17 protein-coding genes are annotated in these 16,929 nt (G+C 72.1%); 13 read left to right on the top strand and 4 right to left on the bottom strand.

Features of this window, described 5'->3' with window-relative positions:
- Positions 1-104: 104 nt before the first annotated feature.
- The 3 genes from Val02_RS20040 to Val02_RS20030 form a co-directional block, all read right to left on the bottom strand.
- Positions 105-962 (bottom strand): hypothetical protein, encoded by an 858-nt coding sequence (locus Val02_RS20040; RefSeq protein ID WP_239153192.1) that lies wholly within the window; start codon positions 960-962, stop codon positions 105-107.
- 75 nt (positions 963-1,037) lie between these two features.
- Positions 1,038-3,053: an endo-1,4-beta-xylanase gene (locus Val02_RS20035; RefSeq protein WP_203900638.1), complete on the bottom strand. Its 2,016-nt coding sequence runs from the start codon at positions 3,051-3,053 to the stop codon at positions 1,038-1,040.
- Positions 3,054-3,181: 128 nt separating this feature from the next.
- The gene (locus Val02_RS20030) at positions 3,182-3,940 is read right to left on the bottom strand and encodes an enoyl-CoA hydratase-related protein (RefSeq protein WP_203900637.1); all 759 of its coding nucleotides are present in this window, start codon (positions 3,938-3,940) and stop codon (positions 3,182-3,184) included.
- 23 nt (positions 3,941-3,963) lie between these two features.
- On the opposite strand from Val02_RS20030, the gene hemW reads away from it, so the two are divergent.
- On the top strand, positions 3,964-5,163 hold the full coding sequence (gene hemW, locus Val02_RS20025; protein ID WP_203900636.1) for a radical SAM family heme chaperone HemW: 1,200 nt from the start codon (positions 3,964-3,966) through the stop codon (positions 5,161-5,163).
- A gap of 7 nt (positions 5,164-5,170) precedes the next feature.
- Here the strand turns inward: hemW and Val02_RS20020 are convergent, their stop codons facing one another.
- Entirely contained in the window at positions 5,171-6,034 is an 864-nt protein-coding gene (locus Val02_RS20020) for a DUF4870 domain-containing protein (RefSeq protein WP_203900635.1), read from the bottom strand.
- 186 nt (positions 6,035-6,220) lie between these two features.
- On the opposite strand from Val02_RS20020, the gene hrcA reads away from it, so the two are divergent.
- From hrcA to Val02_RS19960, 12 genes are all read left to right on the top strand, one after another.
- On the top strand, positions 6,221-7,240 hold the full coding sequence (gene hrcA / locus Val02_RS20015) for a heat-inducible transcriptional repressor HrcA (RefSeq protein WP_203900634.1): 1,020 nt from the start codon (positions 6,221-6,223) through the stop codon (positions 7,238-7,240).
- Between the two features lie 34 nt (positions 7,241-7,274).
- The gene (dnaJ, locus tag Val02_RS20010) at positions 7,275-8,396 is read left to right on the top strand and encodes a molecular chaperone DnaJ (protein ID WP_203900666.1); all 1,122 of its coding nucleotides are present in this window, start codon (positions 7,275-7,277) and stop codon (positions 8,394-8,396) included.
- Positions 8,397-8,500: 104 nt separating this feature from the next.
- Positions 8,501-9,220: a 16S rRNA (uracil(1498)-N(3))-methyltransferase gene (locus tag Val02_RS20005; protein WP_203900633.1), complete on the top strand. Its 720-nt coding sequence runs from the start codon at positions 8,501-8,503 to the stop codon at positions 9,218-9,220.
- A 44-nt stretch (positions 9,221-9,264) separates the two neighbouring features.
- Entirely contained in the window at positions 9,265-9,615 is a 351-nt protein-coding gene (locus tag Val02_RS20000; protein ID WP_239153191.1) for a histidine triad nucleotide-binding protein, read from the top strand.
- Entirely contained in the window at positions 9,612-10,994 is a 1,383-nt protein-coding gene (locus Val02_RS19995; RefSeq protein ID WP_203900631.1) for a serine hydrolase domain-containing protein, read from the top strand. The genes Val02_RS20000 and Val02_RS19995 overlap by 4 nt, the downstream gene beginning before the upstream one ends.
- Positions 10,995-11,102: 108 nt before the next feature.
- Positions 11,103-12,170: a PhoH family protein gene (locus tag Val02_RS19990; RefSeq protein WP_203900630.1), complete on the top strand. Its 1,068-nt coding sequence runs from the start codon at positions 11,103-11,105 to the stop codon at positions 12,168-12,170.
- 32 nt (positions 12,171-12,202) lie between these two features.
- A complete protein-coding gene (ybeY, locus tag Val02_RS19985; RefSeq protein ID WP_203900629.1) occupies positions 12,203-12,670 on the top strand; it encodes an rRNA maturation RNase YbeY in 468 nt (155 codons plus the stop codon).
- A 2-nt stretch (positions 12,671-12,672) separates the two neighbouring features.
- Complete coding sequence (locus Val02_RS19980) at positions 12,673-13,977, top strand: hemolysin family protein (RefSeq protein WP_203900628.1); 1,305 nt, start codon at positions 12,673-12,675, stop codon at positions 13,975-13,977.
- Positions 13,970-14,311: a cytidine deaminase-like protein gene (locus Val02_RS19975; RefSeq protein ID WP_203900627.1), complete on the top strand. Its 342-nt coding sequence runs from the start codon at positions 13,970-13,972 to the stop codon at positions 14,309-14,311. Before Val02_RS19980 ends, Val02_RS19975 begins: the two co-directional genes overlap by 8 nt.
- Positions 14,312-14,321: 10 nt before the next feature.
- Positions 14,322-15,206, top strand: a complete 885-nt coding sequence (era, locus tag Val02_RS19970; RefSeq protein ID WP_203900626.1) for a GTPase Era — start codon at positions 14,322-14,324, stop codon at positions 15,204-15,206.
- Positions 15,207-15,288: 82 nt separating this feature from the next.
- On the top strand, positions 15,289-16,071 hold the full coding sequence (gene recO, locus Val02_RS19965; RefSeq protein WP_203900625.1) for a DNA repair protein RecO: 783 nt from the start codon (positions 15,289-15,291) through the stop codon (positions 16,069-16,071).
- A 6-nt stretch (positions 16,072-16,077) separates the two neighbouring features.
- Positions 16,078-16,869 carry an isoprenyl transferase gene (locus tag Val02_RS19960; RefSeq protein WP_203900624.1) on the top strand — a complete coding sequence of 264 codons (792 nt, stop codon included), beginning with the start codon at positions 16,078-16,080 and terminating at the stop codon, positions 16,867-16,869.
- Positions 16,870-16,929: the final 60 nt, after the last annotated feature.

Here is a 16,929-nt window from a genome sequence, read left to right as displayed (position 1 = left end):
GGGAAACCGCCCGCAGAAACGCGAACCCCTCTTCAGAACGACTGATGGTAACGCGGCAGAGCCTTCGGGGAAGACGGGGAGGCATCCTCCTAACGGCCCACAGGTCAGGTTGCCACGTCGGCGGAAACCGCCTGTTTCGTCGCACCGGCCGCCTCGGAGGCGCTCTTTTCCCAGGTCCCGGACTTGGCGGTCCACTCCTGCCCGTTGTACCTGACGCGCTGCACGCCCTGTCCCGCGGCGTGCGCCACGAGCCAGTGGGCGTACTGCCAGCCCGCACTCTCGTTACGCACGGTGATGGAGATGCTGGATTCCTGCGACGTGCTGCGGATGTCGCCCCAGTCGAGCTTCAGGGTCGCGGCGAGCGCCTTCACCGCCGCGGCGCCCGTGGTCTGCGGGGCGTCGCGCACCTCGCAGGAGACCGCGCCGGTCCGGTCGCCGCCGAGCGCGGCCGCCAGTTGCTCCGCCCGGGCCGCCCACTGCTCGTACGCCTCGGGGTAGGCGCTGATCTGCACGGCCTGCGCCGCCTCGGTGACCCGCAGCTTCTGCCAGTTGGGCACCTTGAGCAGCGCGTCGTAGAACGCGTTCGTCGCGTAGCGCGGATCGGAGATCTGCTCCGGCGTGCCCCAGTCCTTGCTCGGCCGCTGCTGGAACAGGCCGATCGAGTCCCGGTCGCCGCCCTCCCGGTTTTCGATCTTCGACTCCTGCCAGGCGGTGGCCAGGGCGACGACCACGCCGCGGCGAGGGATGCCGCGCCGGATGCCGACCGCCGAGATCGTGGCCGCGTTGGCCATCTGCTCGTTGCTCAGCGGGATCGTCCCGTCGCCGTCGGCCCGCACGTCGCAGGCGAGCCCGGGCAGCGAGGGCAGCGGCAGGTCGTCGAACTGCTGGACGAAGTAGTGCCCGCCCACAGCCGCCATCGTGACCATGGCCACGAAACCGATCGCCACCGTGCCCTTACGCATCGCCCAAGGGTAAGCGGGACGCCGTCGGACAGGTGTCAAGAGGCGTCCCCGTCGGCACGGTTTCGGGAGCCCGTTTCAGCGGACCGCGCACGTCCCTCCGTTCAGGGTGAACGCCGTGGGCTCGGCGTTGGTGCCGGTCCAGGTGGCGAGGAAGCCGACCGTGGCCGTGCCGCCGGGTACGAGCATGCCGCTCCAGGAGGCGTTCGTGACGGTGACGGCCGCGCCGGACTGGGTGGCGGTGCCGCCCCAGGCCTGGGTGACCTGCTGGCCGTTGGCGAAGGTCCACCGCAGGGTCCAGCCGTTGACCGGTGCCGTGCCGGTGTTGGCGACGCGCACCTCGCCGTGGAAGCCGCCGGGCCAACTGCTGACGACGGTGTAGTCGACGGCGCAGTTCCCCGGCGCCGCGCTGCTCCGGCTCGGTGACGCAGACGCGCTGGAGCGGCTCGGCGAAGGGGACGCGCCGGAACGGCTGGGTGAGGGCGAGGCGGCCGACGGGGAGCCGGGCGTCGGGGTCACCCGGGACGGGTCGACGATGCCCCAGTACGCCGGCTTCGCCTGCAGCCGCGTGTCGAACAGCAGCGGCGCCTCCAGCCGCGCGATCGGGAACGTGCTCAGCCAGGTGTCGTCGTCGGCCAGCCCCCACAGCGTCACGGAGCTGATGTCGTCCCTGTACCGGCGGTACAGCGCGAACAGGTCCCGGTACCGGTCGGCCTGCTTGATCAGGCGCTCCTGGGGGATGGCCGGCAGCGACTCCGAGCCGTTGGTGTAGACGCTGACGTCCATCTCGGTGATCTGCTGGTCCACGCCCAACGGGATGAACTTATGCAGCATCGCCTCGGTCTCCGACACCGACGGCCAGTCGATGTTGACGTGCATCTGGTGACCGACGCCGTCGATCGGCACGCCCTCGGCCCGCAGCTGCGCGACCAGCGCGTACAGCTTGTCCCGCTTGGTGGTGACGTTGGTGTTGTAGTCGTTGATGAACAGCTTCGCGTTCGGCGCCACCTCGCGGGCCACCCGGAACGCCGTGCGCAGGTAGTCGAGGCCGGCGATGGTGTACCAGTCGCTGCGGCGCAGGCCGTCGGGCTGGTTCTCGTCGATGACCTCGTTTGCCACGTCCCAGTGGTCGACGTCGGCGGCGTAACGGCCGGCGACCGCGCGGATGTGGTTCTCCAGCCGGGTCAGCAGGATCGCCTTGTCGGCGGCGCTGTCGGTGAGGGGACCGCCGGAGGCGTTCTGGAACACCCAGGCCGGGGTCTGGTTGTGCCACACGAGCGTGTGCCCGCGCAGCCGCATGCCGTTCGTGCGGGCGTAGTTGACGATCGCGTCGGCGTCGGTCCAGGTGTAGGTGCCCTCGGTCGGCTCGGTCGCGTCCCACTTCATGGCGTTCCCGGCGGTGATCGAGTCGAAGTGCCGGTTGAGCAACTGCGCGTGGTTGCCGAGCAGCTGCGCCCGGCCGACCGCCGCGCCGATCTCGAAGTCGCCGGCCAGGAACGTCTTCAGCGCCGGGATGTCCGTCTGGATGGGCAGCTCCGGCACGTACGACACGGTGAAGTCGTCGAGGTGGAACGACGCGTCGGCGCTGCTCACCGCCTCGACGTAGACCGAGAGGAAGTCGACGTCGTTGGCGAGCGTGTAGCTGCCGGTGAGCAGGGTCCAGCCGCCGGCGCTTACGGTGGCGTTGCCGGTGATCTGTTCGTAGTTGGCGGTGCCCTGCCACTGGCGTTCGAGGCTGAGGCTCAGCTGGGTGTCGGCGGTGCCGGCGGCCAGCCGCACGTACACGCCGAACGTGTACCGGGTGCCGGCCCGCATCGTGTCGAGGAGGTTCCTGGTCGGGCCCTCCCAGGTGCGGGTGCGGCCGGTGACGACGAGGCTGCCGGTGCCGGCGTGCGCGACGGCCGTGCTGTGCGCGACGGTCTCGTCGGCGCGCGGGGTCCAGCCCTGGACGGTGCCGTCCTCGAAGGTGTCGTCGACGACCACGATCGGGTCCGCGGCCGCCGCGGCGTCGGGGGCGCCGTAGCCCCACGCCACGAGGACCGACGCGGCCGCGGTGAGGACGGCCGCAGCCGCGAGCCATCTGCTGGAACGCATGGTCGCCTCCGTAGTCGGGTGGCGCGGACGCTAGGAACGCCCGGGCCGACCGTCAACGAAGGTCGATGTCGACCATCCCGATCGCATGCCCCTCACCTGCGGGAATCCCGGAAAGCAGGGTGAAAGGTTCAGGAGAGCCAGGACGGCGACCGCTTCTCCCGCGCGGCGGCCATCCCCTCCCGCCCCTCGGCGCCGGTGAAGAAGCCCACCGACATGCGGGTCAGCTCCGCCAACTGCCCGGGCAGGTCGGCGGCGGCCCGCCGGTTGAGCAGCGCCTTCGTGGCGGCCAGCGCCCCGGGCGCCCCGCGCCGCAGGTCCTCGGCGTACCGCGCGACGGTGGCGTCCAGTTCGGCGGCGGGAACGGCGGCCGTCACGAGCCCGATCTCCACGGCCCGCCGCGCGTCGAACACGGCACCGGTGAGGAAGAGTTCGGCCGCCGCGCGCGGGGCCAGGCGGGGCAGCACGGTCGCCGAGATCACGGCCGGCACCACCCCGATGCGCACCTCGGTGAACTGGAACGTCACGTCGTCGGCGCAGATCGCCACGTCGGCGGCGGCCAGCAGCCCGAGCCCGCCCGCGCGGGCCGCCCCGCCCACGCGCGCCACGACCGGCTTGGGGCACTCCCAGATCGCGGTGAGCACCTCGCCGAGCCGCGCCACCGGCACCCCGCCGGACGCCAGAACGGCGGCCGTCTCCTTGAGGTCGGCGCCCGCGCAGAACGCCGGCCCGGTGTGCGACAGCACTGCCACGCGCACCGCCGGATCCTCGGTGACCTGCGTCAACGCGTCGAGGAGGCGTTCGATCAGGGCGGTGGAGAGGGCGTTGCGCGCCTCGGGACGGTCTAGCGTCACCGTGGCCACGCCCGCCTCGACGGAGAGCCGGATCATGCCCGCACGCTAGCGTGGTGCCCATGCCCGGCGCTCTCCCGTCCGGTGAGCCGGTCCCGGCCACCGGCCCCGTCCCACCCGGCACCCCGGCCGGCGAGCACGGGTTCGGGGTGTACGCGCACGTGCCGTTCTGCGCGAGCCGCTGCGGGTACTGCGACTTCAACACGTACACGCCGGACGAGGCGGGCCGGGACGGTTACGTCGACCAGGTGCTCGCCGAGCTGCGCCGGGCCGCGTCGGTGGTCACCCCGCGCCGGGTCGACACGGTGTTCGTCGGTGGCGGGACGCCGACCCTCCTGGCCCCGTCCGAGCTGGGCCGGATCCTCGCCGAGATCGACCGGACCTGGGGCCTGGCGGACGGCGCGGAGATCACCACCGAGGCGAATCCCGAGTCGGTCGACCCGTCGTCGCTGCGCGAGCTGCGGGCCGCCGGCTTCACCCGGATCTCGCTGGGGATGCAGTCGGCGGCGCCGCACGTGCTGAAGGTGCTCGAGCGCCGGCACACCCCCGGGCGGGCGGTGTCCGCCGCGCTCGAGGCCCGCGACGCCGGGTTCGACCACGTCAACCTCGACCTGATCTACGGCACTCCGGGGGAACGCCCGGAGGACTTCGCCGCCTCCCTCGACGCCGTGGTGGCGGCCGGGGTGGATCACGTGAGCGCCTACGCGTTGATCGTCGAGGACGGCACCCGACTGGCGACGGCCATGCGTAAGGGCGTTCTCCCGTATCCGGACGACGATGTGGCGGCGGACCGCTACCTGGCCGCGGAACGGGCGCTGACGGCGGCCGGTTTTTCCTGGTACGAGGTGTCGAACTGGGCGCGCGACGACGCGGCCCGCTGCCGGCACAACCTGCTGTACTGGGCCGGCGGCGACTGGTGGGGGCTCGGCCCCGGCGCGCACAGCCACGTCGGCGGCGTCCGCTGGTGGAACGTCCGCCACCCGAGCGCGTACGCCAGGGCGGTGGCCGACGGCTGGCCCGCGGTCGGCCGGGAGACCCTCACCGCCGACGAACGCCACACCGAGGACGTGATGCTGCGCGTCCGCCTGCGCGACGGCCTCCCGCTGGAGCACCTCGACGAGGCGGGTCGCAAGGAGGCGCTGCGCCAGGCGGAGGCCGGACTGCTCGACCCCGCGAAGCTGGAAGCCGGCCGCGTCGTGTTGACCCTGCGCGGCCGGCTCCTGGCAGACGGTGTGGTGCGGGACCTTCTGACAGCTACCTGATGGCTGCTTACTTGATGATGGGAATCGTCAGCGGGTAGTTCCAGTACTCCCCGTTGGTCGCCTTCACCGCGCCGATGATGCTGATCACCAGGCACGCGATACCGGTCAGGATCAGCAGCGGCGACGCGAAGAACAGCGTGCAGATCGTGATCACCCACGCGATCGCGTTGATGCCCACCCAGGTGATGTGGAAGTTGAGCGTGGCCAGCGCGTGCGCCCGCACGAGCGGGGAGGTGTTCCCCTTGGCCAGGTACGCGATCAGCGGCCCCACCCACCCGAACAGCGCACCACCGATGAGAACGCCCGCGACGCCGCCCCAGTGCGCCACCATGATCATGTTCTTCTCGTCCGGGGTGCCGGCGTAGGCCTGCTGCCCGTAGCCGCCGTAGCCGGGCTGACCGGGCTGCGGCCCACCGGGCGGCGGGTAGGCACCCGGGCCGGGCGCGCCGTACGCGCCGGCGCCGCTGGTCGACTGGCTGTACGCCCCGGTGTCCGGGTACGCCGGCCCTCCGCTCGACGGCGGGAAACTCTGTCCACCGGTCGGCGGCGGGTAGCTCTGTCCACCGGTCGGCGGCGGGAACGCCCCACCGGACTGCGCGGTGTAGTCGGACGCGGGAGCGGCGTACCCGCCGCCGCTCGCCGGTGCCGCCGGCGGGGTGTAGCCGCCGCCGCTGGCGGGAGCCGACGGTGTGCCATAACCGCCCTGGTCGGTCGGCGGGGGACCGTAGTCGCCGCCGCTGCCCGGCATGCTGTACCCGCCGCTGGTCGGTGCGGCGCCGCTCTGCTCCGGCGTGCCGCCGGGGATGGTGTAGCCGGCGGGCTTGTTGGGATCGTCGCCCGGATCGCCTGCCGGGCGAGGTGGTTCTGTCATGGCCGTCACGGTAGGACCGTCCGACCAGCCCCGCCAGTCGTGATCACGGCGCGTCGCGCGACCGTCGGCGGGTTCGGCCGTCGCTTTGAACGGCCCGGCGAAGTAGACTGGCACTCGTCGTTGTGGAGTGCCAGCCGGCTGCCCGTTCGGGCGGGCCGGCTGTCTGGATCCTGGGGGAGGTGCCCGTTGTCACTCGACGACCGCAAGCTGGAGGTGCTGCGCGCGATCGTCCAGGACTACGTGTCCACTCAGGAGCCGGTCGGCAGCAAGGCTCTGGTCGAGCGGCACCAGCTGGGAGTCTCGCCGGCGACGGTGCGCAACGACATGGCCGTTCTGGAGGACGAGGGCTACATCCGGCAGCCGCACACCAGTGCCGGCCGGGTGCCCACCGACCGCGGCTACCGGCTGTTCGTGGACAAGCTGTCCCGGGTCAAGCCGCTCTCGCCGGCCGAGCGCCGCGCGATCGAGCGCTTCCTGGTCGGCGCGCTCGACCTCGACGACGTGGTGCACCGCACCGTTCGGCTGCTGGCGCAGCTGACCCGGCAGGTGGCGGTGGTGCAGTACCCGAGCCTGACCCGGTCGAGCGTGCGGCACCTGGAGCTGGTGCCGGTGTCGACCACGCGGGTGCTGATCGTGATGATCGCCGACACCGGGCGGGTCGAGCAGCGGCTGGTCGACCTGCCGGACCAGGTGCCGCACGACGACGTCACCGAGCTGCGCCGCCTGATCAACGAGAAGCTCGCCGGCCGCCGGCTCGTCGACGCGCCGCCGCTGGTGCAGGCGCTGGTCGAAGAGGTGGCCCCGACGCTGCGGGCGCCGATGATCGCCCTGGCCACGGTGCTGCTGGAGACGCTGGTGGAGCGCCGGGAGGAGCGGGTGATGCTGGCCGGCACGGCCAACCTCGCTCGCACCGGTGTGTTTGACTTGCAGGGCTCGCTGAGGCCGATTCTGGAGGCGTTGGAGGAAGAGGTCATCCTCCTGAAGCTCTTCGGTGCGGTCGAGCCCAGCATGAGAGTGCGCATCGGGGACGAAAACGAAATCGAGGACCTGCGCGGGACGTCGATCGTGACGACCGGGTACGGGCCGGGAGCTACCGTCGTCGGTGGGATGGGCGTGCTCGGCCCGACCCGGATGGACTACCCCGGCACCATCGCGACGGTGCGCGCCGTCGCACGGTACGTCGGCGACCTGCTGGCGCAGAGCTGAGTAAGGCCAAACAGCGATGATGAATAGGGCGGGCGTGGCGAAGGACTACTACGGGATCCTCGGTGTGAGCCGAGAGGCGTCCCCCGACGAGATCAAGAAGGCCTACCGCAAGCTGGCCCGTGAGCTGCACCCGGACATCAACCCCGACCCGTCGGCCCAGGAGAAGTTCAAAGAGGTCAACACGGCCTACGAGGTGCTCTCCGACCCGAAGAAGCGGGAGATGCACGACCTGGGCGGCGACCCGTTCGGCGGGGGCGGCGGGATGGGCGGTCCCGGTGGCGGGTCGTTCGTCGACTTCCAGAACATCATGGACGCCTTCTTCGGCACCAGCGCGGCCCGTGGGCCCCGGCCCCGCGTACGCCCCGGCGCCGACGCGATCCTGCGGCTGGAGCTCGACCTGGACGAGACGTCGTTCGGGGTGGAGGCGCCGATCTCGGTCGACACGGCCGTCCTCTGCACCACCTGCAGCGGTGCCGGTGCCGCGGCCGGCACGCACCCCGCGACCTGCGACGCCTGCGGTGGGCGCGGCGAGGTGCAGTCGGTCCAGCGCACGTTCCTCGGTCAGGTGATCTCGGCCCGGCCGTGCGTGGCCTGTCAGGGGTTCGGCACCGTGATCCCGCACCCATGCTCCACCTGCGGCGGCGACGGCCGGGTGCGCACCCGGCGCAGCCTCACCGTCAAGATCCCGGCCGGTGTCGAGGACGGCATGCGCATCCGGCTGGCCCAGCAGGGCGAGGTCGGCCCCGGTGGCGGCCCGCCCGGCGACCTCTACGTGGAGATCGCGGAGCGCCCGCACGACGTGTTCTCCCGCAAGGGCGACGACCTGCACTGCCGGGTGACCGTCCCGATGACCGCGGCCGCCCTCGGCACCCGGCTCACCATCAAGACGCTCGACGGCGAGGAGGCGGTCGAGGTCAAGGCCGGTACCCAGCCGGGCGCCACGCTGCGGATCCGCGAGAAGGGCGTGCCGCACCTGCGCGGCGCCGGACGCGGTGACCTGTTCGTGCACCTCGACGTGCGCACGCCGCAGCGGCTGTCGGCCGACGAGGAGCGGGCGCTGCGGGAGTTCGCCCGGATGCGCGGCGAGGAGGTCGCCGAGCTGTCGAAGCACGGCGGGTTCTTCAGCCGCATGCGGGACGCGTTCAACGGGCACTAGGTGAGCGCGCGTCGTGGCGGTGCGGTGCCGTCTGGACTGAGGAGCGAAGCGACGAGGGAAGACGGTGCCTCAGGCGCCGTCACGACGCTTGCGCGGGAAGCCTAGTGGGTCTCCCGGTCTTTCTCGTCGAGGAGCTGCCCGGCGGGGATTCGTGCCGCCTCGACGGGCCGGAGGGGCACCACGCCTCGGTGGTCCAGCGGCTGCGCGTCGGTGAGGCGCTGATCCTCGCCGACGGTCGCGGCGGCACGGCGTCCGCGCTGGTCACGGCCGTCGGCAAGGGCACCCTCGACACCCGGATCACCACGCGGTCGAACGTCGCCGCGCCCGACCCCACGATCACGGTCGTCCAGGGCATCGCCAAGGGCGACCGCGGTGAGCTGGCCGTCGCCACCATGACCGAGGTCGGGGTCGACGCGATCGTCCCGTGGGCGGCGGCGCGCAGCGTGGCCCGCTGGAAGGACGAGCGGCCGCTCCAGCGGTGGCGTTCGACGGCGCGCGAGTCGGCCAAGCAGGCGCGGCGGGCGTGGCTGCCGCCGGTGCGCCCGGGCGCGAAGACCGCCGAGGTCGCACTTCTCCTGGGGAAGGCCTCCGGCGCCTACGTGCTGCACGAGGCGGCCGACGTCGCGCTGTCCACGGTGCCGCTGCCGCCGGCCGGGGAGATCGTGCTCGTGGTCGGCCCCGAGGGCGGCGTCGACGACGCGGAGCTGGCCGCGTTCACCGCCGCCGGTGCCGTGCCGGTGCGGATGGGGCCCACGGTGATGCGGACGTCGACCGCCGGGGCGGCCGCGGTGGCGGCGCTCTCCGTTCGGCTGGGTCGCTGGTAGGAGTCGGCACCGGACATCAAGGTCACCTGCGTACGATGCGGAACGTGACTGCCGATTGCCTCTTCTGCCGCATCGTCGCGGGCGAGATCCCCGCGACGGTCGTCCAGTCCACCGATCGGGTGCTGGCGTTTCGGGACATCGACCCGAAGGCGCCGGTGCACGTTCTGGTGATCCCGCGGGAGCACCACGCCGACGTGGCGAGCCTGGCGGCGGCCGACCCGGCACTGGCCGGCGAGGTGCTGGCGATGGCGGGCGAGGTGGCCACGGCGGAGGGCCTTCGGGACGACGGGTTCCGAGTGATCTTCAACACCGGCCCGAACGGCGGTCAGGAGGTCTTCCACGTGCACGCGCACGTCGTCGGCGGCCGTCCCCTCGGCCGCATGCTGCCTTCATGAGCGCCACGGCCCGGCGGCTGGAACGCGAGGTCCGGAAGGCGCAGGCGCACGGGCGCATCCCGGCGGTCTCCGTGGCGGTGCACCGTGACGATCGTCCACTGTGGACATTCCAGGTCGGTTCCGGGGAGGCGCTGCCGGCGGGGGCGGACACCCGGTTCCGGATCGGCTCGGTCACGAAGACGTTCACGGCGGTGCTGCTGATGCAGCTGCGCGACGAGGGTGCGCTCGACCTCGACGACCCGCTGGACGAGCACCTCGACGTGCCGACCCACGGGACGCTGACCCTGGCGCGGCTGCTCTCCCACTCCGCCGGCCTCCAGCGGGAGCCGTACGGCGACGTCTGGGACACCCTGGCCACGCCGGAGGAGGACTCGCTGCTGGCCGACCTGGCCCGCGCCGAACGGGTCCTGCCGACCGGCCGCCGCTTCCACTACTCCAACCTGGCGTTCGCCCTGCTCGGCGAGGTTGTCGCCACCAAGCGCGGCACCACCTGGGCCAAGGCCCTCACCGAACGCGTGCTGACCCCGCTGCGCCTCACGGCCACCACGCTCGAACCGCCGCCGCAGGCGGCCGTCGGCTACCTCGTCGACGAGTACTCCGATCACGCCCGCCCCGAGCCGAACATGGACTGCCGCGCGCTGAGCCCCGCCGCGCAGCTCTGGAGCACCGCCGCCGACATGGCGAAGTGGGCGGCGTTCCTGGCCGATCCGGCCGCGGTGGATCCCGAGCACGCGGTGCTCGCCGCCGACACGGTCGACGAGATGCGCTACCCGCGAACGGTCACCGACGAGGCGCGCTGGGGTGCGGCGTTCGGGTTGGGGCTGCTCGCCATCCCGCAGAAGGCGCACCGGGTGGTGCACGTGGGGCACGACGGTGCGATGCCCGGGTTCCTCGCGGCGGTCTACGGGCGCCGGCCGGGTGACGGGGCGCCGGGGGCGTTCGGGGCGGCCGCCCTGGGCTCCTCGGGCACCGGCGCGGACGTGCTGCAGCTGCCGCACACCCTGCTCACCCTGGCGGCGGAGCACGACCCCGTGGAGATCGAGCCCTGGACCCCCGGCGAACCGGCGCCGCACGACCTGCGTTCGATCCTGGGCCGCTGGTGGGGCGAGGGCTTCGAGTACGTGTTCTTCTGGCGCGACGGCAAGCTGCGCAGCCGCGGGGTGGCGGACGATCCGGCCCGGCCGCCGGCGACGTTCGTGCCGGTCGAGGGGCGTCGGGACATGCTGCGCACCGAGTCCGGACGGGAGGCCGGCGAACTCCTGCGGCTGACCCGCGACGCGGTCGGCACGGTGGTGCGCATGCACTGGGCCACGTACCGGTTCACGCGGCGTCAGGAGACGTTCGACACCGTCCCGGCCAGCGAACCGGACCCCAGTTAGGGGACATTCCCCAGGGGAAAACGGGAGGGCCGTACACGCGCGTGGCGCGTAGCATGGAGGGACCTCCAACCCACGAGATCAGGAGCATATGGCCCGCGTGGCCGACCCATGACCGAATCGCAAACCCCCGCGGAGTCCGGCGCCCGGCAGAGCCCGGTCAGCGTCCAGACCCGGATCACGGTGGACGACCCTCACGTGATGGTGAAGCTGCTCGGCGCGGGCGACCAGATGCTCCGCCTCATCGAGCGCTCCGTCGCGAGCGACGTCCACGTCCGTGGCAACGAGATCACCATCACCGGGCAGCCGGCCGACAACGCCATGGCCGAGCGGATCTTCGCCGAGCTGCTCGAACTCATCGAGAAGGGCGAGACACTGACCGCTGACGCCGTGCGGCGGATCGTCGGCATGCTCGAGGAGGGCACCTCCGAGCGACCCGCCGAGGTCCTCACGCTCAACATCCTGTCCCGGCGCGGGCGCACGATCCGCCCGAAGACCCTGGGTCAGAAGCGTTATGTCGACTCCATCGACGAGCACACCATCGTGTTCGGCATCGGGCCGGCCGGTACCGGCAAGACGTACCTCGCGATGGCGAAGGCCGTGCAGGCGTTGCAGGCCAAGCAGGTCAACCGGATCATCCTGACCCGGCCGGCGGTCGAGGCCGGGGAGCGGCTGGGCTTCCTGCCCGGCACGCTGTTCGACAAGATCGACCCGTACCTGCGGCCGCTCTACGACGCGCTGCACGACATGGTCGACCCCGAGTCGATCCCGAAGCTCATGGCGGCGGGGACGATCGAGGTGGCCCCGCTGGCGTACATGCGCGGCCGCACGCTCAACGACGCGTTCATCATCCTGGACGAGGCGCAGAACACCACGCCCGAGCAGATGAAGATGTTCCTGACCCGGCTCGGGTTCGGCTCCAAGATCGTGGTCACCGGCGACATCACCCAGGTCGACCTGCCCGGCGGCACCAAGAGCGGGCTGCGGGTCGTGCGGGAGATCCTCGACGGGCTGGAGGACGTGCACTTCGCGACGCTCGGCAGCGCGGATGTCGTCCGGCACCGGCTGGTGAGCAACATCGTCGACGCCTACGACCGCTGGGACGCCGCGCAGGAGAGCCAGCAGCCCGTGCACGCCGTGCCGACGACGCCGCACGTGCGCGGCGGTCGGCGCCGGTAGTCACTCAGACCGTTCGATAAGAAAGAGATCCTGTGTCGATCGAGATCGCCAACGAGTCCGGCGCGGAAGTGGACTCGGACGCCATCCAGTCGGTGGCGCGGCACGCGCTCGACGAGATGGGCGTCAATCCGCTCGCCGAGCTGTCGGTCCTGCTGGTCGACGCGGAGTACATGGCTGAGCTCAACCACCGCTGGATGGACGGCGACGGCCCGACCGACGTGCTGGCCTTCCCGATGGACGAGAGCAGCGTCGACCACGGGCCGGGCGAGGCGACCGGCGGCGAGCCGTCGCTGCTCGGCGACATCGTGCTCTGCCCGGAGGTGGCCGCCAAGCAGGCGGCGGCCGCCGGGCACTCCGCCGCCGACGAGCTGGCCCTGCTCACCGTGCACGGCGTGCTCCACCTGCTCGGCTACGACCACGCCGAGCCGGACGAGGAGCGCGAGATGTTCGGACTCCAGGGCCGGCTCCTCTCCAGCTGGCGCGGGGCCGGGAAGTCCTGACCATGACCGCCTCGACCCTGCTCGCCACCGCGGCCGGGTTGATCGTGCTCGCCGGCCTCTTCGCGATGACGGAGGCCGCGCTGGTCGCCGTCTCGCCCGCCCGCACGGCCGAGCTGGTCCGTGAGGGGGCGCGCGGCGCGAAGACCCTCCAACTCGTCGCCGCCGATATCCCGCGGCACATCAACCTGCTGATGCTCCTGCGGCTGGCCTGCGAGCTGGTCGCCACCACCCTGGTCGCGCTGGTGACGATGGGCGCCTACGGCGCCGACTGGTCCGCCGCGCTGCTGACCGCGGGGTCGATGACGGTGGTGAGCTTCGTCGTCGTGGGCGTCGGTCCGCGAACGCTCGGCCGCCAGCACGCGTACCGGGTGGGCCGGATCAGCGCGCCGCTGGTGCGCTGGCTGGGGCGGGCGTTGGGGCCGCTCGCGTCGCTGCTGATCCTGATCGGCAACGCGGTGACGCCCGGCAAGGGCTACCGGGAGGGGCCGTTCGCCACCACGGTGGAGCTGCGCGAGCTGGTGGACATCGCCGAGCAGCGCGGCGTTGTGGAGCACGGCGAGCGGGACATGATCCACTCGGTGTTCGCGCTGGGGGAGACGATCTCCCGCGAGGTGATGGTGCCGCGCACCGAGATGGTCTGGATCGAGGCGCACAAGACGCTGCGGCAGGCGTTGGTGCTGGCGCTGCGCAGCGGGTTCTCCCGGCTGCCGGTGATCGGGGACAACGTCGACGACGTGCTCGGGATCGTCTACCTGAAGGACCTGGTACGGCGCACCGCGATGGGCGACCCGCGGGCCGACGACGTGCCGGTGGGGCAGATCATGCGCGAGGCGGCGTTCGTGCCGGAGTCGAAGCCGATCGACGACCTGCTGCGGGAGATGCAGGCCGCCCGCAACCACATCGCGATCGTCGTCGACGAGTACGGCGGCACGGCCGGCCTGATCACCATCGAGGACATCGTCGAGGAGATCGTCGGCGAGATCACCGACGAGTACGACGTGGCCGAGCGCCCGCCGGTCGAGAAGCTGCCCGACGGCTCCGTGCGGATCACCGCCCGGCTGCCCGTGGAGGACCTCGGCGAGCTGTTCGGCGTGGAGCTGGAAGCCGATGAGGTGGAGACCGTCGCCGGCCTCATGGCGCAGACCATCGGCCGGGTGCCGATCCCCGGCGCGACGGCCGAGATCAGCGGGCTGCACCTGCTCGCCGAGGGCACCACCGGGCGCCGCAACCGCATCGACACACTGCTGGTGCGGCGGATCGAGCCCTCCGATCAGGAGGCCCACGAGGTGGAGGAGATCAATGCCTGAGGAGCTGTCGGCCGAGGACGCGAAGCTGGTCACGCTGGCCCGTTCGGCGCGGGGGCGGATCGGCGCGATCGAGGGCGCGGCCGTGCGGGACGGCGACGGGCGCACCTACGCGGCGGCCAACGTGCGGCTGCCGTCGCTGACCCTCTCCGCGCTGCAGCTCGCCGTGGCCAACGCGGTGGCGTCCGGCGCCGCCAAGCTGGAGGCCGCGGCGGTCGTCTCCGAGGGTTCGGGGGTGGACGACGCCGGGCTCGCCGCCGTGCGGGACCTGTCGGCGGCGGCACCCGTGTACCTCGCGACGCCTACCGGCGCAGTGGTCGACACGGTCACCGACTAGCGTTTGTGCGGTGAGTGAACGGTTCCGGGCGGGGTTCGCCTGTTTCGTGGGGCGGCCCAACGCCGGCAAGTCGACCCTGACAAACGCCATCGTCGGGCAGAAGATCGCGATCACGTCGAGCCGGCCGCAGACGACCCGGCACGTCATCCGCGCCGTGCTGCACCGGCCGGACGCGCAGCTGGTCCTGGTCGACACGCCGGGGCTGCACCGCCCCCGCACCCTGCTCGGCGAACGCCTCAACGACCTCGTGCGCGAGACGTGGAGCGAGGTCGACGTGATCGGGCTGTGCCTGCCGGCCGACGAGGAGATCGGGCGCGGGGACCGGTTCATCGCGAGCGAGATCAAGGGGCTGCGGGCCAAGCTCGTCGCCGTGGTCACCAAGACCGACCTCGTCTCCCGCGAACGCCTCGCGAAGCAGCTGCTCGACGTGTCGCGGCTGGGGGAGTTCGCCGACATCGTGCCGGTGAGCGCGGTCGCCGGCGAGCAGGTCGACGTCCTGACCGACGTGATGACCGGGCACCTGCCCGAGTCGCCGCGGCTCTACCCGGACGACATGATCACCGACGAACCGGAGGCGGTGCTCATCGCCGAGCTGGTGCGCGAGGCGGCGCTGGAGGGCGTGCGGGACGAACTGCCGCACTCGATCGCCGTGGTGGTCGAGGAGATGATCCGCGAGGGCAACCTGACCAAGGTCTACGCCCACGTCTACGTCGAACGCCAGAGCCAGAAGGCGATCGTGATCGGCGCCGGTGCGAGCCGCCTGCGCGACATCGGCACCCGCGTGCGGCCGGCGATCGAGGACCTGCTCGGCACCAAGGTGTACCTGGATCTGCACGTGCGCGTCGCCAAGGACTGGCAGCGCGATCCCCGTCAGCTCCGCAAGCTGGGCTTCTAGCCATCCGCGCCGGGGGAATCAGCACAACTTCTCCACATGCCGTGCCGACGCCATCGGCCGGGTGGAGCGGCACAATGGCACGGTGACCGGCTTCCGGGGACGGCTGTTCCGCGACGACGCGGTGGTCCTCCGTGTGCAGAAGCTGGGTGAGTCCGACCGGATCATCACCCTGCTGACCCGTCGGCACGGCCGGATCCGGGCCGTGGCCCGGGGGGTGCGGCGCACCACGTCGCGCTTCGGCGGGCGGTTGGAGCCGTTCGGGCACGTGGACGTGCAGTTCGCCGAGGGGCGCGGGTCGCTGCACTCGATCAGCCAGGTGGAGGGCATCGCGCTGTTCGGCGGCGGGCTGATGGGCGACTACCCGCGGTACACGGCGGCGAGCGCCATCGCCGAGACCGCCGAGCGGCTCTCGCCCGAGGAGCAGGAGCCGTCGCTGCGGCTGTTCCAGCTGACGCTCGGTGCGCTGAAGGCACTCGCCGCCCGGGAGCACGAGGCCGCACTGGTGCTGGATGCGTATCTCCTTCGTGCGATGGCGTACGCCGGTTGGGCTCCCGCGCTGCGCGAGTGCGCGGTGTGTGCCACGCCCGGGCCGCATCGGGGGTTCTCGGTGCCGGCCGGTGGGAGCGTGTGCAGCGACTGCCGGCCGCCGGGCGCCGCCAACCCGGGTCCGCCGACGCTGGCGCTGATGTGTGCGCTGTCGGAGGGTGACTGGACGGTCGCGGATTCGAGCCCGGTCGCGGTTCGGCGGGAGGCCAGCGGGCTCGTGGCGGCGCACCTGCAATGGCATCTGGAACGCGCGCTACGCTCGCTGCCGCTGGTGGATCGGAGCCGCCCCGCCGAACCTGTTGTGCAGACAGAAAGGTAGATCGCTGTGACCCGCACGTACCGCCCGCCCACGGTGCACCCGACGGGGGTTCGCCCGCCGGCGTTGCCCCCGGAGGCGCTGCCCCGGCACGTGGCGGTGATCATGGACGGCAACGGCCGCTGGGCGAAGGCCCGCGGGCTGCCCCGCACCGCCGGGCACGAGCGCGGCGAGCACGCCCTGTTCGAGGTGGTCGAGGGGGCACTGGAAATCGGTGTGCGCCATGTCACGGCGTACGCGTTCTCGACGGAAAACTGGCGGCGCTCGCCCGACGAGGTGCGCTTCCTGATGAGCTTCAACCGCGACACCATCCACCGGCGCCGCGAGGAGCTGCACGAACGCGGCGTGAAGGTGCGTTGGGCGGGTCGCACGCCGCGGCTGTGGCGTTCGGTGCTGAGCGAGCTGCGCACCGCCGAGGAGCTGACGAAGGACAACGACAAGCTCACGCTCACCATGTGCATCAACTACGGCGGCCGGGCGGAGATCGCCGACGCCGCCGCGCGGTTGGCCGCCGACGCCGCCGCCGGCAAGATCAAGCCGGAGCGGATCACCGAGGCGAGCCTGGCCAAGTACATGTACGTGCCGGACATGCCGGACGTCGACGTGGTGCTGCGCTCCTCGGGGGAGAACAGGCTCTCCAACTTCCTGATCTGGCAGGCCGCCTACGCGGAGTACATCTCGCTGGACACGATGTGGCCGGACATGGACCGCCGGCACCTCTGGTACGCCTGTGAGATCTTCGCCAAGCGCGACCGCCGCTTCGGCGGCCTCCCCGAGCCGGTCGCCCCGCCGGTGGTCTAACGCAGGTGGGGCGCGTCGATGGCGGCGCTCCGGGCCGTCAGCGCCGCCTCGCGCAGCAGC

The sequence above is a fragment of the Virgisporangium aliadipatigenens genome, from assembly GCF_016863615.1.
Lineage (GTDB): Bacteria > Actinomycetota > Actinomycetes > Mycobacteriales > Micromonosporaceae > Virgisporangium > Virgisporangium aliadipatigenens.
Note: the sequence above shows the minus strand (reverse complement) of the source record. Positions and strands in the feature narration are given on the sequence as shown.